The sequence below is a fragment of the Streptomyces sp. MUSC 14 genome (assembly GCF_001866675.1).
Lineage (GTDB): Bacteria > Actinomycetota > Actinomycetes > Streptomycetales > Streptomycetaceae > Streptomyces.
Genome location: NZ_MLYN01000046.1, coordinates 37,442 through 63,378, shown reverse-complemented (window position 1 = coordinate 63,378; position 25,937 = coordinate 37,442). Strand labels below are relative to the sequence as shown.

At 69.9% G+C, this 25,937-nt stretch carries 27 protein-coding genes and 1 tRNA gene; 20 read left to right on the top strand and 8 right to left on the bottom strand.

Features of this window, described 5'->3' with window-relative positions:
* Positions 1-83 precede the first annotated feature (83 nt).
* The 4 genes from BIV25_RS28050 to BIV25_RS28035 all read left to right on the top strand — a co-directional run bounded on the left by BIV25_RS28050 (position 84) and on the right by BIV25_RS28035 (position 5,723).
* Positions 84-1,535: an MFS transporter gene (locus BIV25_RS28050; protein ID WP_071375232.1), complete on the top strand. Its 1,452-nt coding sequence runs from the start codon at positions 84-86 to the stop codon at positions 1,533-1,535.
* A 16-nt stretch (positions 1,536-1,551) separates the two neighbouring features.
* Positions 1,552-3,378 carry an asparagine synthase (glutamine-hydrolyzing) gene (asnB, locus tag BIV25_RS28045; protein ID WP_071375231.1) on the top strand — a complete coding sequence of 609 codons (1,827 nt, stop codon included), beginning with the start codon at positions 1,552-1,554 and terminating at the stop codon, positions 3,376-3,378.
* Between the two features lie 12 nt (positions 3,379-3,390).
* Positions 3,391-4,641, top strand: a complete 1,251-nt coding sequence (locus BIV25_RS28040) for a cytochrome P450 (protein WP_071375230.1) — start codon at positions 3,391-3,393, stop codon at positions 4,639-4,641.
* A gap of 149 nt (positions 4,642-4,790) precedes the next feature.
* Entirely contained in the window at positions 4,791-5,723 is a 933-nt protein-coding gene (locus tag BIV25_RS28035; protein WP_071375229.1) for an L-tyrosine/L-tryptophan isonitrile synthase family protein, read from the top strand.
* Between the two features lie 2,169 nt (positions 5,724-7,892).
* On the opposite strand, the gene BIV25_RS28020 is transcribed toward BIV25_RS28035, so the two are convergent.
* The 3 genes from BIV25_RS28020 to BIV25_RS28005 all read right to left on the bottom strand — a co-directional run bounded on the left by BIV25_RS28020 (position 7,893) and on the right by BIV25_RS28005 (position 9,490).
* Positions 7,893-8,270, bottom strand: a complete 378-nt coding sequence (locus BIV25_RS28020) for a hypothetical protein (RefSeq protein ID WP_107486361.1) — start codon at positions 8,268-8,270, stop codon at positions 7,893-7,895.
* A gap of 337 nt (positions 8,271-8,607) precedes the next feature.
* Positions 8,608-9,036 (bottom strand): ATP-binding protein, encoded by a 429-nt coding sequence (locus BIV25_RS28010; RefSeq protein WP_071375226.1) that lies wholly within the window; start codon positions 9,034-9,036, stop codon positions 8,608-8,610.
* 46 nt (positions 9,037-9,082) lie between these two features.
* Positions 9,083-9,490, bottom strand: a complete 408-nt coding sequence (locus tag BIV25_RS28005; protein WP_071375315.1) for an NUDIX hydrolase — start codon at positions 9,488-9,490, stop codon at positions 9,083-9,085.
* A 111-nt stretch (positions 9,491-9,601) separates the two neighbouring features.
* Here BIV25_RS28005 and BIV25_RS28000 point away from each other — a divergent pair, with 111 nt between their 5' ends.
* The 10 genes from BIV25_RS28000 to BIV25_RS27955 all read left to right on the top strand — a co-directional run bounded on the left by BIV25_RS28000 (position 9,602) and on the right by BIV25_RS27955 (position 16,445).
* Positions 9,602-10,390 carry a GntR family transcriptional regulator gene (locus BIV25_RS28000; RefSeq protein ID WP_071375225.1) on the top strand — a complete coding sequence of 263 codons (789 nt, stop codon included), beginning with the start codon at positions 9,602-9,604 and terminating at the stop codon, positions 10,388-10,390.
* A 170-nt stretch (positions 10,391-10,560) separates the two neighbouring features.
* Positions 10,561-10,917 carry a hypothetical protein gene (locus BIV25_RS27995; protein WP_071375224.1) on the top strand — a complete coding sequence of 119 codons (357 nt, stop codon included), beginning with the start codon at positions 10,561-10,563 and terminating at the stop codon, positions 10,915-10,917.
* Complete coding sequence (locus tag BIV25_RS27990; RefSeq protein ID WP_071375223.1) at positions 10,917-12,293, top strand: FtsK/SpoIIIE domain-containing protein; 1,377 nt, start codon at positions 10,917-10,919, stop codon at positions 12,291-12,293. Before BIV25_RS27995 ends, BIV25_RS27990 begins: the two co-directional genes overlap by 1 nt.
* A gap of 34 nt (positions 12,294-12,327) precedes the next feature.
* Entirely contained in the window at positions 12,328-12,939 is a 612-nt protein-coding gene (locus BIV25_RS27985) for a DUF2637 domain-containing protein (RefSeq protein ID WP_071375222.1), read from the top strand.
* Positions 12,940-12,952: 13 nt separating this feature from the next.
* Positions 12,953-13,144, top strand: a complete 192-nt coding sequence (locus BIV25_RS27980; RefSeq protein WP_071375221.1) for a mobile element transfer protein — start codon at positions 12,953-12,955, stop codon at positions 13,142-13,144.
* Positions 13,145-13,160: 16 nt separating this feature from the next.
* The gene (locus BIV25_RS27975; protein ID WP_071375220.1) at positions 13,161-13,355 is read left to right on the top strand and encodes a hypothetical protein; all 195 of its coding nucleotides are present in this window, start codon (positions 13,161-13,163) and stop codon (positions 13,353-13,355) included.
* Positions 13,356-13,376: 21 nt separating this feature from the next.
* Positions 13,377-13,622: a SpdD protein gene (locus tag BIV25_RS27970; protein WP_071375219.1), complete on the top strand. Its 246-nt coding sequence runs from the start codon at positions 13,377-13,379 to the stop codon at positions 13,620-13,622.
* Between the two features lie 146 nt (positions 13,623-13,768).
* Positions 13,769-15,067 carry a replication initiator gene (locus tag BIV25_RS27965; protein WP_079176930.1) on the top strand — a complete coding sequence of 433 codons (1,299 nt, stop codon included), beginning with the start codon at positions 13,769-13,771 and terminating at the stop codon, positions 15,065-15,067.
* The gene (locus BIV25_RS27960; protein ID WP_071375217.1) at positions 15,064-15,279 is read left to right on the top strand and encodes an excisionase family DNA-binding protein; all 216 of its coding nucleotides are present in this window, start codon (positions 15,064-15,066) and stop codon (positions 15,277-15,279) included. Before BIV25_RS27965 ends, BIV25_RS27960 begins: the two co-directional genes overlap by 4 nt.
* On the top strand, positions 15,279-16,445 hold the full coding sequence (locus BIV25_RS27955; protein WP_071375216.1) for a tyrosine-type recombinase/integrase: 1,167 nt from the start codon (positions 15,279-15,281) through the stop codon (positions 16,443-16,445). The genes BIV25_RS27960 and BIV25_RS27955 overlap by 1 nt, the downstream gene beginning before the upstream one ends.
* Before the next feature lie 79 nt (positions 16,446-16,524).
* On the opposite strand, the gene BIV25_RS27950 is transcribed toward BIV25_RS27955, so the two are convergent.
* Positions 16,525-16,598, bottom strand: a tRNA-Gly gene (locus tag BIV25_RS27950).
* Between the two features lie 282 nt (positions 16,599-16,880).
* Between BIV25_RS27950 and BIV25_RS51335 the strand changes: the two genes are divergently transcribed.
* The 3 genes from BIV25_RS51335 to BIV25_RS27940 all read left to right on the top strand — a co-directional run bounded on the left by BIV25_RS51335 (position 16,881) and on the right by BIV25_RS27940 (position 18,255).
* The gene (locus BIV25_RS51335; RefSeq protein ID WP_177235437.1) at positions 16,881-17,042 is read left to right on the top strand and encodes a hypothetical protein; all 162 of its coding nucleotides are present in this window, start codon (positions 16,881-16,883) and stop codon (positions 17,040-17,042) included.
* 117 nt (positions 17,043-17,159) lie between these two features.
* On the top strand, positions 17,160-17,735 hold the full coding sequence (gene dcd, locus BIV25_RS27945) for a dCTP deaminase (RefSeq protein ID WP_071375215.1): 576 nt from the start codon (positions 17,160-17,162) through the stop codon (positions 17,733-17,735).
* Positions 17,736-17,748: 13 nt separating this feature from the next.
* Positions 17,749-18,255, top strand: coding sequence for a phosphoribosyltransferase (locus BIV25_RS27940; RefSeq protein WP_071375214.1), 507 nt, complete (start codon positions 17,749-17,751; stop codon positions 18,253-18,255).
* A gap of 84 nt (positions 18,256-18,339) precedes the next feature.
* On the opposite strand, the gene BIV25_RS27935 is transcribed toward BIV25_RS27940, so the two are convergent.
* Positions 18,340-19,380 carry a Yip1 family protein gene (locus BIV25_RS27935; RefSeq protein WP_107486359.1) on the bottom strand — a complete coding sequence of 347 codons (1,041 nt, stop codon included), beginning with the start codon at positions 19,378-19,380 and terminating at the stop codon, positions 18,340-18,342.
* A gap of 171 nt (positions 19,381-19,551) precedes the next feature.
* Between BIV25_RS27935 and BIV25_RS27930 the strand changes: the two genes are divergently transcribed.
* On the top strand, positions 19,552-19,875 hold the full coding sequence (locus BIV25_RS27930) for an antibiotic biosynthesis monooxygenase (protein WP_071375212.1): 324 nt from the start codon (positions 19,552-19,554) through the stop codon (positions 19,873-19,875).
* 29 nt (positions 19,876-19,904) lie between these two features.
* On the opposite strand, the gene BIV25_RS27925 is transcribed toward BIV25_RS27930, so the two are convergent.
* Both BIV25_RS27925 and BIV25_RS27920 read right to left on the bottom strand, forming a co-directional pair.
* On the bottom strand, positions 19,905-20,648 hold the full coding sequence (locus BIV25_RS27925; RefSeq protein ID WP_107486358.1) for an SDR family NAD(P)-dependent oxidoreductase: 744 nt from the start codon (positions 20,646-20,648) through the stop codon (positions 19,905-19,907).
* 47 nt (positions 20,649-20,695) lie between these two features.
* Entirely contained in the window at positions 20,696-21,400 is a 705-nt protein-coding gene (locus BIV25_RS27920; RefSeq protein WP_071375211.1) for a VC0807 family protein, read from the bottom strand.
* Positions 21,401-21,572: 172 nt separating this feature from the next.
* Between BIV25_RS27920 and BIV25_RS27915 the strand changes: the two genes are divergently transcribed.
* Both BIV25_RS27915 and BIV25_RS27910 read left to right on the top strand, forming a co-directional pair.
* Complete coding sequence (locus BIV25_RS27915) at positions 21,573-22,889, top strand: sensor histidine kinase (protein WP_071375210.1); 1,317 nt, start codon at positions 21,573-21,575, stop codon at positions 22,887-22,889.
* A complete protein-coding gene (locus BIV25_RS27910; protein WP_071375209.1) occupies positions 22,853-23,509 on the top strand; it encodes a response regulator transcription factor in 657 nt (218 codons plus the stop codon). The genes BIV25_RS27915 and BIV25_RS27910 overlap by 37 nt, the downstream gene beginning before the upstream one ends.
* A 56-nt stretch (positions 23,510-23,565) precedes the next feature.
* Here BIV25_RS27910 and BIV25_RS27905 read toward each other — a convergent pair whose 3' ends face one another.
* Complete coding sequence (locus BIV25_RS27905; RefSeq protein WP_071375208.1) at positions 23,566-25,848, bottom strand: (Fe-S)-binding protein; 2,283 nt, start codon at positions 25,846-25,848, stop codon at positions 23,566-23,568.
* Positions 25,849-25,937 lie beyond the last annotated feature (89 nt).

The window sequence follows — 25,937 nt, the reverse complement described above, 5'->3', positions numbered from 1 at the left end:
GGGAACTCGTGTGCGATCCCTCCCGACTTGTGGGACGAGGCTGCCGTCCGGCAGCCCACCCACGACCGTGAGGGGCGGCAACGGTGACAGGCCACAGTCCCGGTCCGGAACAGTCCGGCCGCATACCCGTCGGCGGCCAGGACCGCTGGCTCCTCGTCGCGGTGGCCGGCCTGCTGTCGTTCGTGGCGATGCTCGACATGAACATCGTCAACGTGGCCCTGGCGGACATCGCCGACGGTCTGCACGTCTCCGCCGCGACCGCCCAGTGGGCGGTCCTGGGTTATCAACTGCCCGTGGTCGCCCTGCTGTTGCCTGCCGGCCGGTGGCTGGACGGGATCGGGATGCGCACCGCCGTGCTAGCCGCGACCGCGGGCTTCGGCCTGTGCAGCGCGCTGGCCGCCGCCGCGCCCTGGGCGGCCTGGCTGATCGCCGCCCGCCTCGCACAGGGCACGTTCGGTGCCGTGCTCTTCGTGCTGATGCCGGTTCTCGCCCTGCGTTCGGTAGGGCCGGAACTGCGCGGGCGGGCCATGAGCGTGCCCGCGACGCTGGGCCCGCTGGGCGCGGTCACCGGTCCGGCGGTGGGCGGACTGCTGCTGGACCACCTGGGCTGGCGCGCCGTCTTCCTGGTCAAGATCCCTTTCTGCCTGCTCGCCCTGGTCGTGGCGTGGAGGGCGATGCCCAGGGACGGCGGGCTGCGCCTGCCCGACCGGCGGTCGGCGGCGGATGTGCTGCTGGTGGGTTCCGGGGTGGCCGCCCTGCTGCTGGCGTTGACCCTGGCGTCGGGAAGCCCGGGGTGGCTGGTACTCGCGCTGGCCGCCGTACCGCCGTTGTGGTGGTGGCTGCGGGGACCGGGCGGCCGCCCGGTCGTGGGCACACTGCGGGCGACGGGGCTGTTCCGGGCGCATACGGCGGTGCTGGCGCTGGCGGCCGGGTTCGCGGCGATGCACTACGTCGTCGCCCTGCACCTCCAGCGCGACGACGGTGTCAGCGCCACCACGACCGGTCTGACCCTGCTCGCCTTCCCGCTCGGCATGGGGCTAGCCGGGCCGGTCGGCGGACGCCTCGCCGACCTCCCCCACGCTCGGCTCCGCTCGCGCGGGGGGACCCCCACCGGGGCTCGGCCAGTGGCGGCCGTCGGTGCCGCCCTCACCGCCGCCGGTCTGCTCCTCCTCGTTCCGCTGGGGGGTGACTGGTCGCCGGTGGACGTGGCCTGGCGGCTGGCGCTGGCCGGCCTCGGCATGGGCTTGAACGGCGGCCCGACCCAGGCTCTCGTCATGGGCGCCGCCCCGGCGGACCGCACGGCGACCGTGGGCTCCTCCCTACAGCTCGCCCGCAGCCTCGGCTTCACCCTCGGCCCGGCCCTGGCCACCGCCGCCTGGGGCCTGGCCGGAGGCGACGACGGCGTGACGGCCGGGCTGGCTCTGGCGGCAGTCGCCGCCTGTATCGCCGTACCCCTGCTCGCACTGCAAGAACGCAGGCCGACGCCCGTTCAAGAGATGTCCACCGACGCGGCTGCCGCCGCCCACCACCCCTGACCGAGGAGTCGTTCCCATGTGCGGAATCACCGGCTGGGCGTCCTTCCACAGCGACGCCCGCACCCAGGCCCCGGTCATCGAGGCCATGACCGCCACCCTCACCCCGCGCGGCCCCGACGCCGGAGGTGTCTGGCTCGGCGAGCGGGCCGCGATCGGCCACCGCCGCCTGGCCGTCATCGACCTCGAAGGCGGCGTACAGCCGATGACCGACCGGCCCGACGAGCCGGCCAACGTGCTCACCTACAGCGGCGAGATCTACAACCACCATGAGCTGCGGACCGAGTTGCGCGCCCGAGGGCATGCGTTCCACACGCGCAGTGACACCGAGGTGGTGCTGCGGGCGTACGCCGAGTGGGGCGAGGCGGTGGCCGAGCACCTGGAGGGCATGTTCGCCTTCGCCGTCTGGGACGAACGCGCTCGGCGACTGCTCCTGGTCCGCGACCGGCTCGGGGTGAAGCCCTTGTTCTGGGCCCGCGTCGACGGCGGCCTCGCCTTCGCCTCCGAGCCCAAGGCCCTGTTCGCCCATCCGGAGATCCGGCCCCGGGTGGACGCGGACGGGCTGCGGGAGGCGTACAGCCTGCTGTTCAACACCGGCCCGACCATGTGGTCCGGAGTCAGGGAGGTCGAGCCGGGCGGCGTGCTCGTCCTGGACCGGGGCGGCATCCGGGAACGCCGCTACTGGCAGCTGGAGGCCACCGACCACACCGATGACCAGGACACGGCCGTCGAGCGGATCCGCACCCTGGTCGGAGGCGCGGCCCGCAGCCGGCTCGAAGCGGACGTCCCGCTGTGCAGCCTGCTCTCCGGCGGCATCGACTCCACCGTCCTGACCGCCCTGCTCGCCGACGAACTCCGCCTGCGCGAAGGCCCGGACGCCCGCATCCGCTCCTACGCCGTCGACTACAGCGACCAGGCGGAACAGTTCACCGGCGACGTCCTGCGCACCGGCCACGACACCCCCTACGCCATCGAGGCCGGCGCCTTCATCGGCACCGACCACAGCACCGTCGTCCTCGACCCGCACGCCCTGCTCGACCCCGAGCACCGCAAGGCCGTCGTCGTGGCCCGCGACTCACCCATCGGCGTCGGCGACATGGACACCTCGCTGTACCTGCTGTTCGGCGAGATCCGCCGGCACTCCACCGTCGCCCTCTCCGGCGAGGCGGCCGACGAGGTCTTCGGCGGCTACCCCTGGTTCCACAACCCGAAGGCCCTGGCAGCGGAGACCTTCCCGTGGCTGCTGGTGACGGGCGACGAGGCCGCCATGCCCCTGAACCCGGAACTCGACCTGCGCATCGCCGAGTTCCGCGACGACACCTACCGCACCGCCCTGGCCGCCGTACCGCACACGGACGGCGAGAGCCCCGCCGAACACCGCCGACGTGAGATGCAGCACCTGTCCCTGACCCGCTGGCTGCGTCAGCTCCTGCACCGCAAGGACCGCCTCAGCATGGCGCAGGGCCTGGAGGTCCGCGTCCCGTACTGCGACCACCGGCTCGTCGAGTACGCCTTCACCACCCCCTGGGCGCTGAAGAGCTTCGACGGACGGGAGAAGAGCCTGCTGCGCGCGATGGGCGCCGGCCTCGCTCCGGAGTCGGTGCTGCACCGCCCCAAGAACCACTACCCGGCCACCCACCACCCCGACTACAACCGCGGCCTCCAGACCCTGGCCCGTGACGCCCTCGCCACCGAACAGGTCCGCACCCTCACCGACGAGACCCGCATCAAGCCCTGCCTCGACACCCCGCCGGACCGACTGGAGTGGGGTCACCGCCTGCGCCTCGAACGCGTCGTCGACCTCGCCCTGTGGCTGGACCACTACCGGCCCGAACTCGCCCTCTGAGGAGCCCCGTTCATGACCGTCCAAGAGCCTCTGGCCGAGCCCGGACCCGACCCCGTGCCGCTGATGGGCTGCCCCTACAAGACCAACCCCTACCCCCTGTACGAGCGGATGCGCGAGGCCGGTCCCGTCCACCGGGTCCTCTTCCCCAGCGGCGTCCAAGCCTGGCTCGTCACCGGCTACGACGCCGCCCACGCCGCGCTGAACGACGACCGCCTCGGCAAGAACCACGACCGCGGCAACGACCGCTGGCGCGCCCGCGCCTCGATCATGCCCGAGCCGCAGCACTCCCAGCTCCAGGTGCACCTCCTCCACCAGGACCCGCCCAAGCACACCCGGATGCGCCGCTTCGTGACGGACGCCTTCACCCCGCGCCGCATCGAGCAGCTCCGCCCGCGCTTCCAGGAACTGGCCGACGCGCTCGTCGACGCGCTGCCGGAGCACGGCCCCGCGGACCTCGTCACCGGCTTCGCCGCGCACTTCCCCTTCCAGGTCCTCGCCGACGTCATCGGCCTCCCCAAGGAACTCGCGGCCCGCTTCGACCGCGACTGGGGCAAGGTCGTCCAGCCGGTCGGCCCCACCGACCCCGGCCGCCCCCTCTACGAGGCCCGCCTGCACGGCCTGCAGAGCTACATCGCCGACGTCGTCACCCACAAGCGCGACCACTGGGAGGACGACCTGCTCAGCCGCCTCGTCGTGGCCCGCGACCGCCGCGAACTGTCCCAGGAGGAGCTGGACTCGATGATCTTCCAGCTCCTCGTCGCGGGCCAGGAGCCGGTGACCAACCAGATCACCACCGCCCTGATCGCCCTCTTCCGTAACCCGGACCAGCTCGCCCGTCTACGCGACAACCCGGACCTGCTGCCCCACGCCGTCGAGGAACTCCTCCGCTACGACAGCGCCTTCGAGCTGACCACCTGGCGCTTCTTCGACAAGGACAGCGACCTGCACGGCACCGAGGTCCCGGCCGGCGACTCCGTGATCGTCTCCCTCTGCGCGGCCAACCGCGACCCCCGCCGCTTCCCCGACCCCGACACCCTCGACCTCGACCGCAGCCCCAACCCCCACCTCGCCTTCGGCCACGGCATCCACTTCTGCCCCGGCGCCGCCCTGGCCCGCGCCGAACTCCAGATCGCCCTCGGCACCCTGCTCGCCCGCCTGCCCGGCCTCCATCTGGCCGTCAGAGACGAGGACATCGAGTGGATCCCGGCCGTCCTCGGCCGCGGCACCAACCACCTCCCCGTCGGCTACGACCGCCGCCTCTGACACCGACGTACCGCTGACCGGGTCCGGCCACACCAGCCGACCCGGCCCCGGCTGACCCACGCCAACTGACCCCAGGCGCCTGGCTTCACTCCCGCCACGGCGCCATGTCGACGTGCCCTCGTACGCCCTCGTACCCCAGGAGGAACGACATGCCACTGACGACCGCACCGGACACCCTCCCCACGAGCATCGCCACCGAGATCCTGAACCTGCTCCTGCCCCACCACCGCACGACCGACCGCGTCCCCGTTCCCGCGGAAGCGTTCCCGCATCAGCTGCGCCGCATATCCGCCTTCGTACGTGACGGCGCCCCCGTCGTCTTCACCCTGCCCGGCTTCCCCTGCAAGTCCCCCAACCCCGCCAAGGTCCTCGGCCACCTCCCTGACGAGGGCGAACGCCTCTCGCTGACCTTCCTGAACACCCTGTGCGGCGAGATCGAGCGGATCTACCCGCCCGGCGCCCGCGTGATCATCTGCTCCGACGGCCACGTCTTCGGCGACCTCATCGGTGTCCCCGACGACCACATCGACGCCTACGCCGACGACCTGCGAACACAGATCGGCCGGATGGACCTGCACAGACTGTCCGTCTTCGATCTCCGCGACGTCCTCAGCGACCTCCCGCACGACACGAAACGCACCCACATCCACGAGCGCTACGCCCCCGCCCTGGAGGCCCTTCGCGCCGAGACCCGCGCCGACGACCAGGCCCTGGCCCTCTACCGGGGCATCACCCGCTTCCTCGTCGAGGACACCGCCGACTGGACCGGCACCCGCTCCGCCCTCCAACGCGCATGTCGGCAACGGGCTTACGGAGTCATCCAGCGCAGCCGCGCCTGGGGCGCCCTGGTCGCCGAACACCACCCCCGCGCGGTACGCCTCTCCATCCATCCCCAGCCCGTCGGCTCCCCGAAATTCGGCATCCGTCTCCTCGACGCCCCGGACGCGTGGACCACTCCCTGGCACTCCGCCGCGCTGCACCGCACCGACGGCAGCTGGACCCTCATGCCGAGGGCCGAAGCCGCCGGGAGGGGGCGACTGGTACAGCGGGACGGCAGGGACAGCCACTTCGACCAGAGCTGATCAGTGCTCGTCCTGGGCGGTCCGGCGGTGGTGGCCCCAGGTTGGTGCGGTGCCGGGATCACGGCACCCCGAAAATGGTCTAGATAAGCAATAAACCCCAGGCCTCTGACCTGGGGTTTCTCTCTGGAGCGGGTGACGAGAATCGAACTCGCGCTCTCAGCTTGGGAAGCTGCGGTCACTTGCGGCCGGTTCGGGCACTGACCTGCGCGGACATTCACGGTGAGGCCTTACCGGGCCAGACCGCTTTCACCGTGGTTCCCCGCTGTTCCCCGCTCGATCTGGTGCGCTTGTGGTGCGGACGCGTGGCGTCAGGGGCTCTGCTCGCGAGGCGCATTGTCAGTGCCCATGGCTAGGGTCTCAGACGCGCGGTCGGCTTCCGAGGTGTCCAACTCTGTAGAGCAGCTGCATCCCCGGCTCTGTTGGGGGTGGCCCGGGCACGACCCGGGACCTAACCAACGGTCGGGCTTCGTCGATGGCTAAGGAGAGACCTGCCAGCGCCGGCCGCGCACCGAGCAGACGCACGCTTTCCAAGTCTGTTGGTGGCTCGCAGGGCCACGTGCAGGGGCGTACACCTGCGTTCATGGTCGGCTGACAGCCTTTGTGAGGACGGCTTGGGGTCTCGCCTGAACGGCCGTGAACGGGGCTGAATGAGACGGAAACTGAGACGGCCTGGCACGGAGCCAGGCCGTCTCTATCTGGTGCAACCTTCTGATCCGTAGCTCTACAGAGATCGGTCGTTGAGGGGTCTACAGGCTGCCGGAAAGCCCATGAGGGCCTGTGCGGGGCGCTGCGGGTTGCTGGGGTTGCTGTACTTCACTGCTATACCGCAACATCAGGGCCTCATCCTTATCAGGTCGATCACGGACCTCCGGAAGCTCGGAGGGGCCCTAGCTCGGCGAGGGAGTGATGGCCGCTGGGGGACGCTCTTGTTCGGCCTGGTTCGTCGCTGTTGGTGTCAGCAGCTGATGTCAGACATCAGCTGGCGGCTTGACAGTCGCCCCGGTCGGCTACGCCTAGGGATGCATCCAGGTCGGCGTTACACGGAGAGACGGCCTACTAGCGTTACTGTAATCAGGCCCACGAACAGGCTGTCTCTGACACGTCGTCCGAGATCCCCAACTGACGGAGCCGGTAAAGGCAATCGGGGTTGGCGATCTTCTCATCGAACGGGCCATGGATGGCCCCGTAGCCACAAGCGGTTGTCACCTTCGCACCGACGGTGTACCCGTAGGTGTGGACAATACCGGTGCACTGGGCGACGGTGGCCGATGCCGATGAAGCCGTAACGATGGGCGCGATCCCCGCTGCTACAACCACACCCACCGTCGCCAAGACGCGCTTTATTCTCATCGCTTGAAACCCTCCCGTTCATTACCACCAGCCACTCGAACATATGACCGGTGCGGTCGAGTTCATAAGATCACGGAAGCGGGGCCACCCTCAAGCCCTGACGTGAACCTGACGCAATTCAATCACTGCGCGGCATGAACGGTGGCGCCCGGCACCCGGACCCGCACGCACACCCCGAGTTTCAGGCAACAGCGCCAAGAGCCACCGGTGTCGCCAAGATCAGAGTCTCGCCGACACATTCACCACCGTCGCCAGCATCTGAAGTCAGTAACTGCCCTAGTCCCGGTTAGCTCTAGTTAGCTTTACCAATAAGGGAATCTAGCGGCTTCTAGCCGTCACAACGGGAGTCGTCAACCTCGTTGCGGTCCGCCTTCGCGCAATCTAAGCCCACCACCCACCCCGGCTCCCATCCCATCCGCCGTCGACCCACACACCGTGGAGCAGGCGTGGTTTCTGGCGTCCAGGTGGAGCGCGCCACTGTACGAACGACCTGGACGCCAGGGGCCACGCCTGATCGGCTCCGCCTGGGTCGACGGCGGACGGGATGGGAGCACCCCGCGCACGCCACGATGAACCCGCAGCCGGGAACGGCGCCCCCTCCATCCCGGTGCCGGCCGATCCCCCGCCGGAGGCATCGTTCTGACTGTGACCGCTCCCGTGCGGCACTCGACTCGTGGCCTTCGGCTCGCTGCTATCCGCGCGGCACGGACACCGGCCGGGCTGGAGCGGGGCGGAGACAGGAGCGCAGGCCCGGCCGGGGGCCGGGCCGCGCGCGGTGAGCGGAGCGAGCCGCCTTGAACCAGTAGAGAAAGTTGTAACTCAGTCGGCCGCGTGGGGCTTGAAGTCGTGTGCACAAGCGGGCAGTTCGGTCCCTTGGCGGTGGGCGAGTGGCACGAAGAACACCGGCCGGATTGTCCACGTGACGCGGGTGTGGTCCTGAGTGACCGTGACCGAGCAGGGCTCGAAGTTCAAGAGGGCTCGTCGGGTTGCGATCCGGCCTTGAGACAGCCAAGCCCACGCAACGTCGGATGCGTCGGAGTCCAGCGCCGGTGAGATCGTGCGAAGTGTGACCGCGACCCACCTGTCTGCCTGGGGTGCCGAGTACGCGTCGAAGGCTGCCCGGAGTGCCGGTGGCTGGCCGCTGCTGAGGTCTTCAGTCCAGCACTCGCACCAGTAGCCGAGTACGAGTTCCGTCACGATGCCGCTCCTCTGGGGTAGACCACGAGCACGTAGCGCGTGTTCTCGTCGTACAAGGTGAGTTGGTAGGCCGTTCCTGTGGCCAGATACGCAAGGGCTCGTTCGTGCTCCGGCTCGTCGGTGAGCCAGTGGCGGCCTGGCTGTGCGTGTGCCGCGTTGAGCTGGTCCGTGATGTGACCCGTACGCTCCTGAAGCCAACGCAGCGCCAGACGGGGACTTGTGGCAGCGTGCGTCCCCAGCGTGATGGAGCGGACTTCGTGGAAGGGGTAGGCGGCGGCCCAGCACTGATAAGAGCCGTACTGTCCGGCGGCATGTAGGTCCTCAGCAAGGGCTGACGTCAGCATGGCCGTCCCTCTGGGCCCGGCTGTGCGAAGAGTTCCGCGGTGACCGTGTGGCCGCCGTCGCTGTCGTGGACCACGACCCGATGAGCGATCGTGCTGACCATGCTCAGACCTCGGCCGTGCTCGGCCTCCTCGGCCTGGTCCTCGACCTTCGGGGCCGTCGCCGCGCCTCCGTCGTCTGTGACGGACAGGGCGATCACCTGTGGGGAGACTGCGAGGGCAAGGTGGAACCTGCCGGACTCCAGACCGCTGGCCGTGTGAAGGATCGCGTTCGCGCTCAGCTCGCTCACGATCAGCTCGGCATCCGCCGCTAAGGGCGATCCACGCAGGATGTCACGGGTCCAACGACGGGCCCGGCTCACTTCTTCTGGGAATCCTGGGCAACTCAGCCCCCAGACCCGGGCTGTACTCGTATACTCGTGCATACAAGTTCCTTCGTGCTGGTAGGCCGCCATGTGCAGCGGGTTCGGGCTATACGAGTTTCACGCCGTCGTGGGCGCGGATGGCCGGCGGGGACGCCGCGTCGAGTGCGTCCAGGACGCGGATCGCGTACGCCTCGTCGGCAAGCTCGGTGACCTCTTCACGGGTGGCCCAGCGCAGCGCGCGGGTCTCGTCACCGGTGGTGGGCGTGCCGTCGGTGGCCTCGCAACGGAAGACCAGGGAGACGATCAAGCCCTTCATGTTCTTGTAGACGCCGGTCAGGGTCGCCGGAAGCGCGATCTTGATGCCGGTCTCTTCGAGGACTTCGCGTTGCAGGGCCTCGGGGATGGTCTCCTCGCGTTCGAGGACGCCGCCCGGGGGTTCCCACTTGCCGTTGTCACGGCGCTGGATCAGGAGGGCACGGCTGTGGTCGTCGACGACGACTCCGGCGACGCTCACAGAGTGCGGGCGGTCCATGCTCACGATCCTCGGGCCCTCTCGGCTGGCTAGGCTCTCCACCGTAGCAACAACACTCGCCCACTCGTCTAGATACCTAAAGGAGTACTCAACGTGAGCCCTCTCCCTTCCGGCCTCCTCGGCGATCTCGACCCCACGAGCGATCGTGCGGTCTTCCGCCAGATCGCTGATCAACTGCGCGAGGCCATTGATCGTGGGCGATTCCGCGAGGGCGAAAAGCTGCCCTCCGAAGCTGAGCTTGTCGAGCACTACGGGGTGTCCCGGATGACCGTCCGGAACTCCTTCTCCATCCTTACGGGCGAGGGCCTGGTTCACGCCGAGCACGGCAAGGGCGTCTTCGTCCGGCCGCGTCCCCCGGTGCGCCGACTCGCCTCCGACCGCTTCGCCCGCCGACACCGGGAGCAGGGCAAGTCCGCCTTCATCGTCGAAGCCGATGCCGCTGGCAGTCACCCCCAGGTCGACAGCCTTGAGGTCAAGGAGGAGAAGGCCAGCCAGGACATCTCCACACGGCTCGGGTCAGTTCGGCGAGTGCTTGCCCGTCGGCGGCGCTACCTCCTCGACGGACGGCCCGTCGAGTTCGCCACTTCCTACCTCCCGCTCGACATCGCGCGGGGCACGCCGATCGCCGAACCCAACCCCGGCCCCGGTGGCATCTACGCCCGCCTCGAAGAGCTGGGCCACCACCTCGACCACTTTGAGGAAGAGATCCGCGCCCGGATGCCCTCGCCCGCCGAGGTCAAGACGCTGCACCTGGCGGCCGGCGTGCCCGTCATCCATCTGATCCGGACCGCCTTTGACAGCGAGGGGCGAGCCGTCGAGGTCTGCGACACGGTGATGGCGGCGGACGCGTACGTCCTGTCGTACCAGCTCCCGGCCACCTGATCGGGGTGGTCTGCGGTGGTGCGCGGGGACGCCTTCCCGAACTCGTACACCCCAACACGCTTACTCGTATAGACGAGTGGGCAAGTTGTGTGGCACAGTGGTCCGCACGAACCCGGGAGATCGGGTTCGCAGAGCGACACATGTATAGACGAGTAGATAGGGAAACTTCCTTGCGTACCATCCGCGTTGAGACCACCGCCGCGACGATCCTCCTCACCGAGGCCCCTGAGCCGAAGGTCCGCGACCGGCAGACGGGCGAGATCGCCAAGGACGCGAACAGCGGTGAGGCCCTGATGACGATCGGAGTCGTCTACATCGAGGACGGCGAGTCGTCGCTGATCAAGGTCACCATCCCGGAAGGCGGCATTTCCGAGGGGCTGGCCCTCGGGGCGCCGGTCTCGCTCCCGGGACTGGTCGCCCGGCCGTGGGAGTCCGTGTTCAACGGCCAGCAGCGACACGGCATCGCCTACCGGGCCGCCGCCGTCACCCCGGCCGCCTTCCCGGTCGCCACCGGGGCCGCTGCCTGATGACCGACCTGACGACGCTCCTGGAGGTGGGTGGTCCCCTCGCCGCGCTTGGCGGTGGGGCCGCCTACACCCGGGCCAAGCACCCGGCGGTGTACTGGTCCACGGTCGGCCTGCCGATATCCACGGCTCGGCTGCTCGGCTCGTACAGCTCGGTCATGGAAGCGTGCGGCCTGACTGTGGCTCCCTCCCGGCTCCGGATCCTCGCTGTCAAGGCCACCACCAACCGTGAGGTTCGGCCGGTGCCGCCCCGCCGGGGACTCATCCGGCCCACCACGACCGGTCTCCGTATCCGGCTCCGGCTCGCGCCGGGACAGGAACCCGCCGACGTCGCCGCCTCGGCAGAACGGCTGAGGCATGCCTGGGGCGTGCACGCCGTGTACGTCACGACCGTCAAGCCGGGCGTGGTTGAGCTGCGGCTGGTCGGCTACGACGTGCTACGGCGGGTGCGGATGGCCCGCAAGGTTCCGGACGGCTTCCTCAAGGTGTCGGTCGCGCTTCGGGAAGACGCCATGCCGTTCGTCCGGGACTACCGCACCATCCCGCACCAACTCACCCTCGGCGCCACGCTGTCCGGCAAATCCATGTACTTGCGCCACCTGATCGCCGGACTCGCCCCTCAGCCCGTCGCCCTGGTCGGCATCGACTGCAAGCGGGGTGTGGAACTGGCACCCTTCGCCGCTCGGCTCTCGTCGCTGGCCACCGACCCGGAACAGGCATCCGAACTGCTGCCCGTACTGGTCAAGGAAATGGAGGACCGATACGACCTGATCAAGGCTCGACAGGGGATCGCACCGAACACACCGGACGAGGAGATCACCTCCGACATCTGGGGCCTGCCCGAGAAACAACGCCCGGTTCCCGTCGTGCTGTTCGTTGACGAGGTGGCCGAACTCTTCCTCGTCGCCACGAAGAAGGACGAGGAACGCAGGGACGAGATGGTCACCCAGCTCATCCGCCTCGCCCAGCTCGGCCGCGCCGCCGGCATCTACCTGGAGGTGTGCGGGCAGCGCTTCGGCGCCGAGCTTGGCAAGGGGGCGACCATGCTCCGAGCCCAGCTCACCGGCCGCGTGTGCCATCGCGTCAACGACGAAGCCTCCGCAAAGATGGCGCTCGGCGACATCGCACCGGAAGCGGTCTACGCCGCCTGCGCCATCGCCCCCGAACGGCCCGGCCTCGCCGTGGCCGGTGACACCTCCGGCGGCTGGTCCCGCATCCGCACGCCGTATCTCTCCCTCGGCGACGCCGCCGAGACCTGCCGCGAGTCGGCACACCTGGTGCCCGACCTGCCCGCGCTCAAGCGCTTCCGGCCCGACGTGCCCGTACGACCGCTCGAAGCCCCGGTCTCGCTGGTCAAGCCACGCCCCATGACCGACTGACGTTCTCCTGCCCAACTCCGGAAGGAGCCACATCATGCGTGCCCGCCTGGCACGTGTCGACGCGGTGCTCGTCCAGGCGCTCATCGCCGCCGCGCTGTCCTTCGCCCACCTCCACGACGTCGCCATGGCGGCCGGACAAGACGGCTGGAAAGCCTGGGCCTACCCCGTCTCCGTCGACCTGCTACTCGTAGCCGCTTGGCGCCGACTGCGCTCAGGCACGACCAAAGCAGCGGCCTGGTGCTGGTTCGTCATCGCGCTCACGGCATCCCTCGGGGCCAACGTCGCCACCGCTGGCCTCCTCGACCTCGGCCACGTCCCGGCCTGGCTGCGCATCCTCGTCGCTGGCTGGCCTGCGATCGCCTTTCTCGGTGGGACCCTCCTCGCACACTCGGCACCACAGAAGCACGCCGACATCGAGGACCAGGAGGACGAGCGCGAATCCGCACACGAACCGGCTGTGGAGCCCGCCGTCGAGACCCCGCCCGAACCCCTGCCCGTACCCGTCCCGGCCGCCCTGGTCGAGCACGCCCGCAAGGTCGCCGCCGACCACCAGACCCGCACCGGTGCCCCCATCGACACTCCGACCCTCCGCGCCCGCCTCGGCGTCCCGGCCCCCATCGCCGAAGCCATCGCCGCGCGCCTCTGAGAGGAGAACCCGCATGACCGCGAACCGCCGCTTCCGCGATGTCACCCGCATCGGCCCCGTCCAAGTCGCCACTTCCTACGACAACCGGGGCCGCGAGAAGCACACGGCCGCCTGCACCGCCCCGCGCTGCGGATTCTCCGCCGACTACGACAGCCGCGCCGCCGCCGAGTTGGCCGCCCGCACGCACCGCTGTCCCATCCGCTGAAAGGACACTGCCCACCGTGACCGTCAGCCTGCCGCTGGTCTTCGTCCTCGGTCTCTTCGCCTGGGGAGCGGTCAAGTTCCTCGGCGTCCGCCCGTGGATCGTCGTCCTGATCGCCCTCTTCGGCTTCTGGCTCTCGCACACCTTCATGGGCCCGGCCATCGAGTCCGGTACGCGCTCCGGCGTGACCGTCATAAACGGCTCACATACCTAGACGAGTAGATAAGGAGAGCCCGTGTTCCTGCCCAAATACCCCGACAGCCCGACTCCGCCGCCCGCGCACACCCACACCCCGGCCGAACCGGCGCCCGTCCGGCGCTCGCTCCCATCTGTGTCCATCGACAACAAGACGATCGCGACCGTGATCGTCGGCGGGGTCGTCCTCACCGCGCTCCTGGCTGCCGTCGCCGTTACGGCCATCTCGGTAGCCGTCGCCGCCGTGGTCCTGCGCTCTCTGCTCCGCGAGCAGTACCGGCGCTGAAGAACAGCGCCCGACACCCGGGGCGGCCCGATACCGCCAAGCATCCGCCGCCCCGGGGTCCGTCTCTCCCGACCGAACCAGTCAGTCAGAAGGAGACCGCCATCTTCACCCGCACCACGCCGCCCCCGCTCCCGGAACTCGCAAGGCTGGCCGAACACGGCACCCTGCCCGGCATCCTCCGGCAGCTCTCCGGGCTCGGCGGCTGCACCAACCCGATCCGCCTCGACGGCCACCGCACCGAGTACGACGTCGACACCACAACCGGTGAGATCGGCCGCGTCCTGCACCACCTCGACTCGACCGCCCTCCCGGCCGGCCAACTCCTCGTCCGCTGCAACAACCGCCGCACCACCCGCTGCCCGGCCTGCGCAGAGGTCTACCGACGCGACACCTTCCACCTGATCACCGCCGGACTGCGCGGTGGGAAGGGCACCCCCGAACGCGTCGGCGCCCATCCACGCGTCTTTGCCACCTTCACCGCACCCGGCTTCGGCCCGGTCCACAACCGCCGCACCGACGGGCGCCCCTGCCGCTGCGGCACCCGCCACGACCAAGACGACGACGTCCTTGGCACCCCGCTCAACCCAGACACGTACGACTACGAAGCAGCCGTCCTGTGGAACGCTCACGCCGGGCAGCTCTGGCGCCGTTTCTCCATCTACCTGCGCCGCGAGGTCGCCAAGCGTGTGGGCCTGTCACAACGCCGCTTCCGCCAACACGCCCGCGTCTCCTTCGCGAAGGTCGCTGAGTACCAGAAGCGTGGTGCGGTTCACTTCCACGCGGTCATCCGCATCGACGGCCCTGGGGGCGGAGAGACCCCGCCCCCGGCCTGGGCGACTGTTGGACTGCTCACCGACGCCATCAAGGCCGCTGCCGTCAAGGTTCACGTCGAGGGCCCGGTGATCGACAGCCGACCCCACACCTTCGCCTTCGGCCGCCAACTCGACGTCCGCACCATCCGGTCGGCCGACTTCAACGACGGCCAGGAGCTGACCGAGCGAGCCGTAGCGGCGTACGTCGCCAAGTACGCCACCAAGGGTGCCGAGACCGCGACGGGCGCTCTCGATCGCCCGCTGAAGTTCGTGGCCGAACTCGCCCAGTTCGACATCAGCGACCATTCCCGCCGCCTCATCCGAACCGCCTGGACCCTCGGCGCCCGCAAGGACCTGGAACACCTCCGCCTGCGCGCCTGGGCCCACATGCTCGGATTCCGCGGCCACTTCTCCACCAAGTCCCGCTGCTACTCCACCACCCTCGGCGCCCTCCGCGACGCCCGTGCCGAATGGCGCCGAGCACAAGCCGCAGCAGCCAACGGAGCGGAGACCGAGACGACGCACGTCCTCGCTCACTGGGTCTTCGCCGGTACCGGCCTCTCTGATGCCGAAGCCTGGCTCGCCGCATCTCTCGAACCCGCCCCTGGAACGGAAGGAGAACCGACCAAGTGACCGACCGCTACCTGTCCGTGGGCCAGGTCGCCGAGCTGCTCGGCACGACCGCACGCTTTCCTCGACGGCTGATCGAGGAGCGGCGCATCCGGTACGTGAAGGTCGGCCGGCACGTGCGCATCCCGGAGAGCGCCTTCGAGGAGTACATCCAGGCTCGCACTGTCGAGCCGATCAGAGTCCGCCACCGCACCGGATTGCGGAGGGCTGCCTGATGGCCAACAAGAAGGGCAACCGCCGCCGCTTCGGTGCGGTCCGGCAGTACCGCTCCGGCCGCTGGACGGCTTCGTACCTCGGCCCCGAAGGTGAACGCATCCGCGCGGACGAGACTTTCGAGACGAAGAAGGATGCCGAGATCTGGCTGTCCCAGGTCGAAGCGGATCTCACTCGTGGGGACTGGCGCGCCCCCGACGCGGGCGCCGTCAACTTTCGCGTGTACGCCGAAAAGTGGGTCGAGGAGCGGGAGTTGTCCGTCCGTACGGTCGACCTGTACGAAGACCTCCTCCGCCTGTATATCTTCCCGACCCTCGGCGCCTTCGACCTGGACGAGATCACTGCTCCCCGCGTCCGTGAATGGCGTGCCGAGCGACTCCGCACCACGAAGGCTAAGACGACCGTCGCCAAGGCGTACCGGCTCCTCAAGGCCGTCATGGAGACGGCCGTCGATGACGAGTTGATCAGCCGCAACCCGTGCCGGATCAAGGGCGCGGGCAAGGAGTCGGCTACCGAACGCCGTATCGCCACCGTCGCCCAGGTCGATGCGCTCGCCGATGCGATCGGGATCCGCTGGCGGCTCATGGTCTACCTCGGTGCGTACGGCCCGATGCGCCCGGAGGAACTGGCGGGCCTCCGCCGTCGGGATGTCGACCTCGACAATCTGGTGATGCGCGTCCGCGTCGCCGAGCCGGAACGCACCAACGGCAAGCGGGCTCCTGGCGAGACCAAGTCCGATGCAGGCGTGCGTACCGTCGTCCTCCCGGCCTTCCTCCACAAGGACGTGAGGCGGCACCTCGACTGGTTCGCTGAGAAGGGACCCGACGGCCTTCTGTTCGTCGGTGAGCAGGGGGCGCCCTTCCGCCGTACCTCCTTCGGACGGAAGTGGCGGCGGGCGCGTCTAGCCGTCGGCCTGCCGGACGGCTTCCGGTTCTACGACCTTCGTCACACCGGACATACGCTCTCGACTCGATCGGGCGCCACCCTGAAAGACACGATGGTCCGCGCGGGCCAGTCCTCCGAGAAAGCCGCGATGATCTACCAGCACTCCGACGACGAGCGTCAGCGTGAGGTCGCCGCCGGCCTGGACGACATGGTCCGCGCCGAACGTGCGAAGCACCACAAGAGCAACGGTCTGCACCACAAGCCGGAGTCATCGGCGGGCTAATGGTGCGCTAGTGGTGCAACCCCCGCCCACCGGTCTAGACAACAAAGAACCCCCGGGTCTCTGACCTGGGGGTTTTGCGTGGAGCGGGTGACGAGAATCGAACTCGCGCTCTCAGCTTGGGAAGCTGATGTTCTACCATTAAACTACACCCGCGTAAGTACGGACGGGTCGGCTCGGGGAGTCGAGGTCCGGACGGTGCTCACTCTACAACATCGCAGACCCCTGGTGCCCGGGCCCAGGGGTCTGAGTCTGTTTCAGGGGTGGGATCCGGCTGCGGGCGACCGGAGTTGGGGCGTACCGTGGAGGCCTGGAGGAGGGCCAGGGCGGGGCCGGAGTGCCGCCTGGAGAGTCGTCTCTTTGATCCCGTAATGTGCCTTTCGTCGTCGGGGCGGTCACGCCCGACGAGGCTCTTGGGGAAGGGACTTAAGGGACTTGATGGAACGCACCGTCGTCCGCTGTGCGGACGGGCACGTCTTCAGCGCCGCTTCGTTCCCGATGCAGCAGGCCGAGCGGCTCGGCCCCGGTCGGCTCGTGAGGTGTCCCCGGTGCAGCCGGCTCCGCAGTGTGGTGCCGGTCGCTCTGGAGAAGCAGCGGTAGCGAGGGGAAGCGAAAGAAGAGGCAGGGCGCCGTCGCGGAGGCGGCGCGGGCAGTAACCCTGGCGCGCGGAGTCGTCACGATTGTCACGGCTCCGCGCGCCTTGCGTATCCTCGCTACGTGCTTCTCTCAGACAAGGACATCCGGGCCGAGATCGACGCCGGGCGGGTACGGATCGATCCCTACGACCAATCCATGGTGCAGCCGTCGAGCGTTGACGTGCGGCTGGACCGGTACTTCCGGGTGTTCGAGAACCACCGGTACCCGCACATCGACCCCTCCGTCGAGCAGCCCGACCTGACCCGGCTGGTCGAGCCGGAGGGCGACGAGCCGTTCATCCTGCACCCCGGGGAGTTCGTGCTGGCCTCGACGTACGAGGTCATCTCGCTGCCCGACGATCTCGCGTCGCGGCTTGAGGGGAAGTCCTCGCTGGGGCGACTCGGGCTGGTCACGCACTCCACCGCCGGGTTCATCGACCCCGGCTTCAGCGGTCACGTCACGCTCGAACTCTCCAACCTCGCCACGCTGCCGATCAAGCTCTGGCCGGGGATGAAGATCGGCCAGCTGTGCATGTTCCGACTGACCTCGCCCGCCGAGTTCCCGTACGGCAGCGAGCGCTACGGCTCCCGCTACCAGGGGCAGCGCGGGCCGACCGCCTCGCGGTCCTACGTCAATTTCCATCGGACCCAGGTGTGAGGGCAGCAGAAGCATGAGTGAGACCCAGGGCGTGCGGGAGAACCTGACGTACGAGGCCTTCGGCGACGCCGTGCGCGAGCTGGCGCAGACCATCGCCGACGACGGGTACGAGCCCGACGTCGTGCTCAGCATCGCCCGGGGCGGGGTGTTCGTCGCCGGTGGGCTGGCCTACGCGCTGGACTGCAAGAACATCCACCTCGTGAACGTGGAGTTCTACACCGGGGTGGGCACCACCCTGGAAATGCCCGTCATGCTCGCGCCCGTCCCCAACGTGATCGACTTCTCCGACAAGAAGGTGCTGATCACCGACGACGTCGCGGACACCGGCAAGACGCTGAAGCTCGTGCGCGACTTCTGCCTCGACACCGTCGCCGAGGTGCGCTCCGCGGTGATCTATGAGAAGTCCCACTCCCTCGTGAAGTGCGAGTACGTCTGGAAGCGGACCGATGACTGGATCAACTTCCCGTGGAGTGTCCTGCCGCCCGTCGTGAAGCGGGCCGGGCAGGTGCTCGACGCCTGAGCCCGCGCGGTACCAGGAGCAGGGGAAAGGGCCCCGGCCATGACGCCGGGGCCCTTTCTCATGCGCGTCTCATGCGCGCGAGGACTAGAACGTGCCGAGCTTCACGATCGACAGCAGGGCGATCAGCTGGATCGCCGACGCGCCCAGTGCCTTCGGCCAGGGCAGGTCGTGGGAGCGGGAGACCATCAGGGTCAGCAGGGCGCCCGCGCCGATCCAGGTGGCCCAGCCGAGGAGCTGGACGAAGCTCGCGTCGCCGCCGAAGAACATGGCCACGATCAGGCGGGGCGCGTCCGTGAGGGCCGTGATCAGCATGGACAGGCCGACCGTCGGCTGCCAGGCCCCGTCGCCGCCGAGCTGGCGGGCCAGGGTGTGGGTGACCACGCCCAGGACGAACAGACCCAGCACCATCACGACCGCCGTGATCAGGACGATCGGCACCGTGGTGGAGAACGGGGAGCTGATCGCGTCCTTGCGGGCGGTGTCGAAGCCGAAGACGGCGAGCAGGCCGTAGAGGAACGTCGTGATGAGCGCGGGCGCCCACATCGTGTAGTCCCGCATGCGCAGGAAGGTCTGGTTGGGGGAGGTGATGATCCCCTTCAGCAGTTCCTTCCAGTGCAGGGGCGGGCCGAGCGGGGCGGCGGGCGCGGCGGTCGAGCCGGCCTGGTAGGTCGAGCCCTGGGTGTAGCCGGCGGCCTCGTCGACCGAGAACGCCTGGGTGTGGCCCGGGCTGTTGGCCGCGTACGGGTCGTGCGGTGCTCCGTGCCCGGCGCCGGGCGCGTTCTGGTAGCCGCCGTCGCCGAAGTACTCCGGGCCGTCCTCGCCCGGGCCGGGGTAACCGTAGGACGGGCCCGGGCGGCCGTACTGCTGCTGCGCCTGCGGGTACGGCGGCTGCGGCGCCGACGGGTAGCCGTACGACGGCCCCGACGGCTGCCCGTACCGCGGTCCCGGGCGGCCGTGCGGCGCCCCCTGCGGTGCCTGCGGTACCTGCTGTCCTTGGGGGGTGCGGTTGTCCCGGCCCCCGCGTCCGATCCTGAATCCAGCCACGTCATCGAACGTACCTGGTCCCGGAGAGTGACGTGCCCGGCCCGGGTGTCCGGGCCCGCCTTTGCGGCCGACCTGTGACATCCCCTAAGGGGCCGTCAGCGGCGCGGCCCCGGGGTCCCTCAGGGGTTCCCCCGGTTTTGCCCGGCCCCGGGACCGCGAGAGGTGTGCCGGCGGGGGCGGAGCGGGCGCCGCGGAGGCCGGGAAGGGAGCCCCGGCCGGGCCGGGCGGGGCGGACTGGGCCAGGATGGTGCCATGAGCGTAGTGAAGATCAACGTCCTGACCGTGCCCGCCGAGCAGCGGGAGGTGCTGGAGAAGCGGTTCGCCTCGCGTGCCCACGCGGTGGAGAACTCCGACGGCTTCGAGTGGTTCGAGCTGCTGCGGCCCGTCGAGGGCACCGACACTTACCTCGTGTACACGCGCTGGCGGGACGAGGAGTCGTTCCAGGCCTGGATGGAGGGGCCGATGAAGGCCGCGCACCAGGGCGGCGAGGGCGCCGAGCGGCCCCGGCCGGCTGCTTCCGGTTCCACCCTGTGGTCCTTCGAGGTGGTGCAGCAGGCGGGGCCCAAGCAGGCCTAGCCGGAGGCGACCAGCCGTAAGCGCCCGGGTCAGGCGTCGGCCCGGGCCAGCTCCAGTTCCGGGAAGGGCACCGGCTCGGGGGAGCGGCCCGCTTGCAGGACGTAGGCCCGTCCCGTCTCCTCGCCCGCCGTGATCCCGGCGACCGACGCCGCGATCTCGGCGGGCTCGGCCAGGGCGAGACCCTGGGCGGTGATGTACTCGACGGCCTCGGGACGCAGGATCGGTGTGCGGACGATGCCCGGGCAGATCGCGTTGATCCGCACGCCCTTGTCCTGCCAGGCCGGGGCGAGCGAGCGCACCAGTCCGAGCACGCCGTACTTGGCCGCCGCGTAGACCGGGTCGAAGGGGGCCGCGCCGACGCCGGCCATGCTGGAGGTCACCAGCAGCGAGCCCCCGCCGTGCGCGGCCAGCGCGGGCAGCGCGGCGTGCAGGCCGTACATCACCCCGTGCAGGTTGACCGCCAGGACGCGGTGCTGGCGCGCACTGTCGTAGTCGTCCTCGCCGAATCCGCCGCCGTCGCCGATCCCGGCGTTCAGGTGCACCACGTCCAGCCCGCCGTAGGCCGCCACGGCGGTGGTGATCAGTGCGAGGTTGTCGGCCTCCCGCGTGACGTCGGTGCGGACGAACAGGCCGTCCACCTCCCGCGCCACGGCCGTGCCGCCCGCCTCGTCGACGTCCGCGACGACCACGTGCGCGCCCAGCCCGCCGAAGTGCCGGGCGACCGCCGCGCCGATCCCGCTCGCCGCCCCGGTGACCACCACCACCTGTGCCATGTCCGCGGACCTCTCCCGTCGGTTGTCGCTCACGTCTGTCATGTCGCTCACGCCGCTGCCGTCGCGGCGGCCTCGTCGCGGATGGCGGCGATGCGGGCCGGTGCGCGGCCGTAGCGCCTGCTGAAGACCTCCAGGCCCACGAACAGCGCCACGTACTGGAGCGTGGTGACCAGCATCACCGAGTCGATCGGCAGGGTGTAGGCGAGCGCCACCCGGACGACGGAGTCCATCAGCAGGCCCACGCCCCAGACCGCCGTCAGCAGCCGCATCAGACGGCGGAAGGTCGGTGACGTCCGCCAGTTGCGCTCCAGCCCGGCGCGCCGGTCGCCGCGGGCGACCGACGACAGGAGCCGGAAGATGACCGGCTGCCCGCGCAGCAGCGTGCCCAGGAACACCAGCCCGACGACGCCCGTCATCCAGCCGTCCTTCGCGAACATGAACCGCGGGCTTCCCGTCACCGCCGACAGCGCCGCGCCCAGGCCCACCATGCTGAGCACCAGGATGCCCAGCATCCCCACGCGCCGCTCGCGCACCACCGTCAGCAGCGCCTCCGCCGTGGGCGGTACGGCGCTCGCCACCACCGCCCACCACAGGCCGACGCCGGCCGCGCGCAGGCCGTAGAACAGGGCGAGCGGCGCGGCGACGTTCAGCAGCAGGCCCTGCACCAGCAGCCTGTTCGGTGACCCCGCCCCCGTGGAACCCGCGTGCTCGTTCACCGCCGTCGCCGCCGCGTTCGTGTCCGTCGCGCTCATGCCCTTCCCCTCTCCTGCACGTTCCTCGTTCGCGTTTCCGGTGTCTTCGACGCTACGGAGCAGGGGGCGCGCGGACCTTGTGCCCGGCTGCCGGACGGGGGTGGGGCCAGACCCACCCCCCGCTGTCTCCGCCCACACCCCGTCCGGCCGCCGGGTGCGCCACACTGGGCCCATGACCACCCCCGCCGGACGCGTCGGTGCCGTCGCTCTGCGCCGCCTCGGCGGACGTCACCGGGAGCTCGGGTACTGCTGGACGATCGGCTGGTGCGGCCTGGCGGCCCTCGCGGTGTCCTGCGTCGCCCTGCCGGTGCGGTTCCTCGGCGGCGGTGACCCGGAGCGCGGGCCGCTGCGCGCCGTGCGCAAGCTCGCCGCCAACTACCGCCGGGTCAACCACCGCTGGCTGCCCGGACGTCGGGACGGCACGGCGATACCGAGCCCCTATCTCCCCGACCGTCCGCCGCACGAGGACCCGGCGAACCGCCGCGACCTGCTCTTCGTCGCGCTGGAGCCCTGGGTCGCGCTGGTGCTGCTGCTCGTGCCCTCCGCGATGGCCTGGTACGGGCTGTTCGGCCTGCTCGCCCCGGGCATCGCCGCGCTCTTCGACAGCCATCGCGGCCTGTTCGACGGGCCCGTGCCCAGCCGGCCGGCCGTGGGGATCCCCGGTGGCCTGCTGCTGTACTACGCGGCACTGCGGCTGTCCGGTCCGGCCTCCCGGCTGCACGCGGACCGCTGGCTGCCCGTGCTGCTCGGCCCGGCCCCCTCCGTCGCCGCCGAGGTCGCCGCCGAGGCGGAACGGCGCCGGCTGGCGGAGCGGGTCGCGGAGCTGACGGAGACCCGGCTCGCCGCCGTGGACAGCCGGGAGGCCGAACTGCGCCGTATCGAGCGGGACCTGCACGACGGCGCGCAGGCCCGGCTGGTCGCCATGGGCCTTGCCCTCGGCGCGCTGGAGACGCTGATGGAGACCGATCCGGAGCGGGCGCGCGAGCTGGTGCGGCAGACGCGCGAGAGTTCGGCGCGCGCCCTCACAGAACTCCGCGCGCTGGTACGGGGCATCCACCCGCCGGTGCTGGCCGAGCGCGGGCTGGTCGACGCGCTGCGGGCGCTCGCCCTGGACGCCCCGCTGGCGGCCGAGGTGGACGCCGACGGGCTGCCGGGCCGCCCGGAGGGGCCGATCGAGGCGGCGCTGTACTTCGCCGTCGCCGAACTGCTCACCAATGCCGCCCGGCACGGCGACGCGACGCACGCGCGCGTGGAACTCGCCCACACCGGCGAGGTGTTGCGCTGCACGGTGTGGGACGACGGGAGCGGGGGCGCGCGCGAGGAGGACGGGCCGGTGCTCGGGGCGGGCGGCAGCGGACTGCGGGGCATCCGCCGCCGGTTGTCGGCCTTCGACGGTACGCTCGGCATCGACAGCCCGGACGGAGGGCCCACTCTGGTGACGATGGAGCTGCCGTGCGTGTTGTCCTCGCGGAAGACCTCTTCCTCCTGAGGGAAGGGCTCTGCACCCTTCTGACGGCCCATGGGTTCACCGTCGCCGCCGCCGTGGCCAGCGGCCCGGAGCTGCGGCGGGCGCTGGCCGAGGAGGAGCTGGACGTCGCGGTGGTGGACGTACGCCTGCCGCCCACCTTCACCGACGAGGGGCTGCAGGCCGCGCTGGAGGCCCGGCGCAGCCGCCCGGGGCTGCCCGTCCTCGTGCTGTCGCAGCACGTGGAGCAGTTGTACGCGCGCGAGTTGCTGGCGGACGGCACCGGCGGGGTCGGCTATCTGCTCAAGGACCGGGTGCTCGGCGCCGCCGAGTTCGTGGACGCCGTACGACGCGTGGCGGACGGCGGTACGGCGATGGACCCGGAGGTCGTGTCCAAGCTGCTGGGCGGCCGGCGCCGTGACGATCCGCTCGCCACGCTCACCCCGCGCGAGCGGGAGGTGCTGGCGCTGATGGCCGAGGGGTACTCCAACGCGGCCGTCGCCGCCCGGCTGTTCGTCAGCGAGAGCGCCGTCGGCAAGCACTCGGCGAGCATCTTCGCCAAGCTCGGCATCACCGCCTCGGACGTGACCAACCGCCGGGTGCTGGCCGTCCTGGCGTATCTGAACGGCACACCGCGCGCGTGAGACAGAGCGCCCCCTGCCGGTGCGGGCAGGGGGCGCCGTACGTCAGCGAGCCGCTGTCACTTGACCGGCTCGGGCTCCGGCTCGTTCTCGCTGGCCGTCTCGCCCGCCGGGTCGACCGGCGTCCTGACGGAGTCGAGGAGGAGCTGGGCGACGTCCACGACCTGGATGGACTCCTTGGCCTTGCCCTCGTTCTTCTTGCCGTTGACCGAGTCGGTCAGCATGACGAGGCAGAACGGGCAGGCGGTGGAGACGATGTCCGGGTTGAGGGAGAGGGCCTCGTCGACGCGCTCGTTGTTGATGCGCTTGCCGATGCGCTCCTCCATCCACATCCGGGCGCCACCGGCGCCGCAGCAGAAGCCGCGCTCCTTGTGGCGGTGCATCTCCTCGTTGCGCAGGCCCGGGACCTTGCCGATGATCTCGCGCGGGGGCGTGTAGATCTTGTTGTGGCGGCCCAGGTAGCAGGGGTCGTGGTAGGTGATGATGCCCTCGACCGGGGTGACGGGGACGAGCTTGCCCTCGTCGACCAGGTGCTGGAGCAGCTGGGTGTGGTGGATGACCTCGTAGTCGCCGCCGAGCTGCGGGTACTCGTTGCCGATGGTGTTCAGGCAGTGCGGGCAGGTGGCGACGATCTTCTTGGCCGACTTCGGCTTGCGGGACTCGGCGGTGACCTTGCCGTCGTCGTCCAGCTCCTCGCCGAACGCGGTGTTGAGGGCCATCACGTTCTCCATGCCGAGCTCCTGGAAGAGGGGCTCGTTGCCGAGGCGGCGGGCGGAGTCACCGGTGCACTTCTCGTCGCCGCCCATGATCGCGAACTTCACGCCCGCGATGTGCAGCAGCTCGGCGAAGGCCTTGGTGGTCTTCTTCGCGCGGTCCTCCAGGGCGCCGGCGCAGCCGACCCAGTACAGGTACTCGACCTCGGTGAGGTCCTCGATGTCCTTGCCGACGACCGGGATCTCGAAGTCGACCTCCTTGGTCCACTCCAGGCGCTGCTTCTTCGCCAGGCCCCAGGGGTTGCCCTTCTTCTCCAGGTTCTTGAGCATCGTGCCCGCCTCGGACGGGAACGCGGACTCGATCATGACCTGGTAGCGGCGCATGTCGACGATGTGGTCGATGTGCTCGATGTCGACGGGGCACTGCTCGACGCAGGCGCCGCAGGTGGTGCAGGACCACAGGACGTCCGGGTCGATGACGCCGTTCTCCTCGGCGGTGCCGATCAGCGGGCGCTCGGCCTCGGCCAGCGCGGCGGCGGGAACGTCCTTCAGCTGCTCCTCGGACGCCTTCTCCTCGCCCTCCGCGCTCTTGCCGCCGCCGGCCAGCAGGTACGGCGCCTTGGCGTGGGCGTGGTCCCGCAGGGACATGATCAGCAGCTTCGGGGAGAGCGGCTTGCCGGTGTTCCAGGCGGGGCACTGCGACTGGCAGCGGCCGCACTCGGTGCAGGTGGAGAAGTCGAGCAGGCCCTTCCAGGAGAACTGCTCGACCTGGGAGACGCCGAAGACGTCGTCCTCGCCCGGGTCCTCGAAGTCGATCGGCTTGCCGCCGGAGGTCATCGGGAGCAGGGCGCCGAGCGAGGTCTCACCGGTCGCGTTGCGCTTGAACCAGATGTTCGGGAAGGCCAGGAAGCGGTGCCAGGCCACACCCATGTCGGTCTTCAGCGCGACCACGATCATCCAGATGAAGGAGGTCGCGATCTTCAGGCCGGCGAAGAAGTAGGTGAGGTTCTGGAGCGTGGAGACGTCCATGCCCTTCAGCCACGCCACGACCGGGTACGAGATGAAGAAGGAGGCCTCGTAGCCGTCGACGTGGTGCTGGGCGCCTTCGAGGGCGTGCAGCATGAAGATGCAGACGCCGACGATGAGGATGACGGTCTCGACGAAGTAGGCCTGGCCGGCGTTGGAGCCGGCGAAGCGGGACTTGCGGCCCGGCTTGTTCGCCTTGCTCAGCTGGCGGACCACGACCAGGATCGCGATGCCGAGGATCGTCGTCGTGCCGACGAACTCGACGAAGACGTTGTACGGCGCCCAGTCGCCGATGACCGGCAGGATCCAGTCGGCCTTGAAGAGCTGGCCGATGGCGTTGACGATCGTCAGCAGCAGCGTGTAGAAGCCGACCGCCACGAACCAGTGCGCCACACCGATGACGCCCCAGCGGTTCATCCGGGTGTGGCCGACGAACTCCCTGGCCACGGTGAGGGTGCGCTGGGCGGGGTCGTCGGTCCGCGTCCCGGCCGGTACCGACTGGCCGAGCCGCATGAAGTTGTAGATCTGGAGGAGGGCGCGGCCGAACAGTGCCACGCCGACCACGATCAGGACCAGCGACACGATGATCGCGGCGAGTTGCATTGGGGCTCCTGAGGCGGCCTGAGTCAGCTGGGCAACATTACTAAGCGGTAACTTATGGAGTCCGTCCGAGACTACCTCCATCTTCCGCC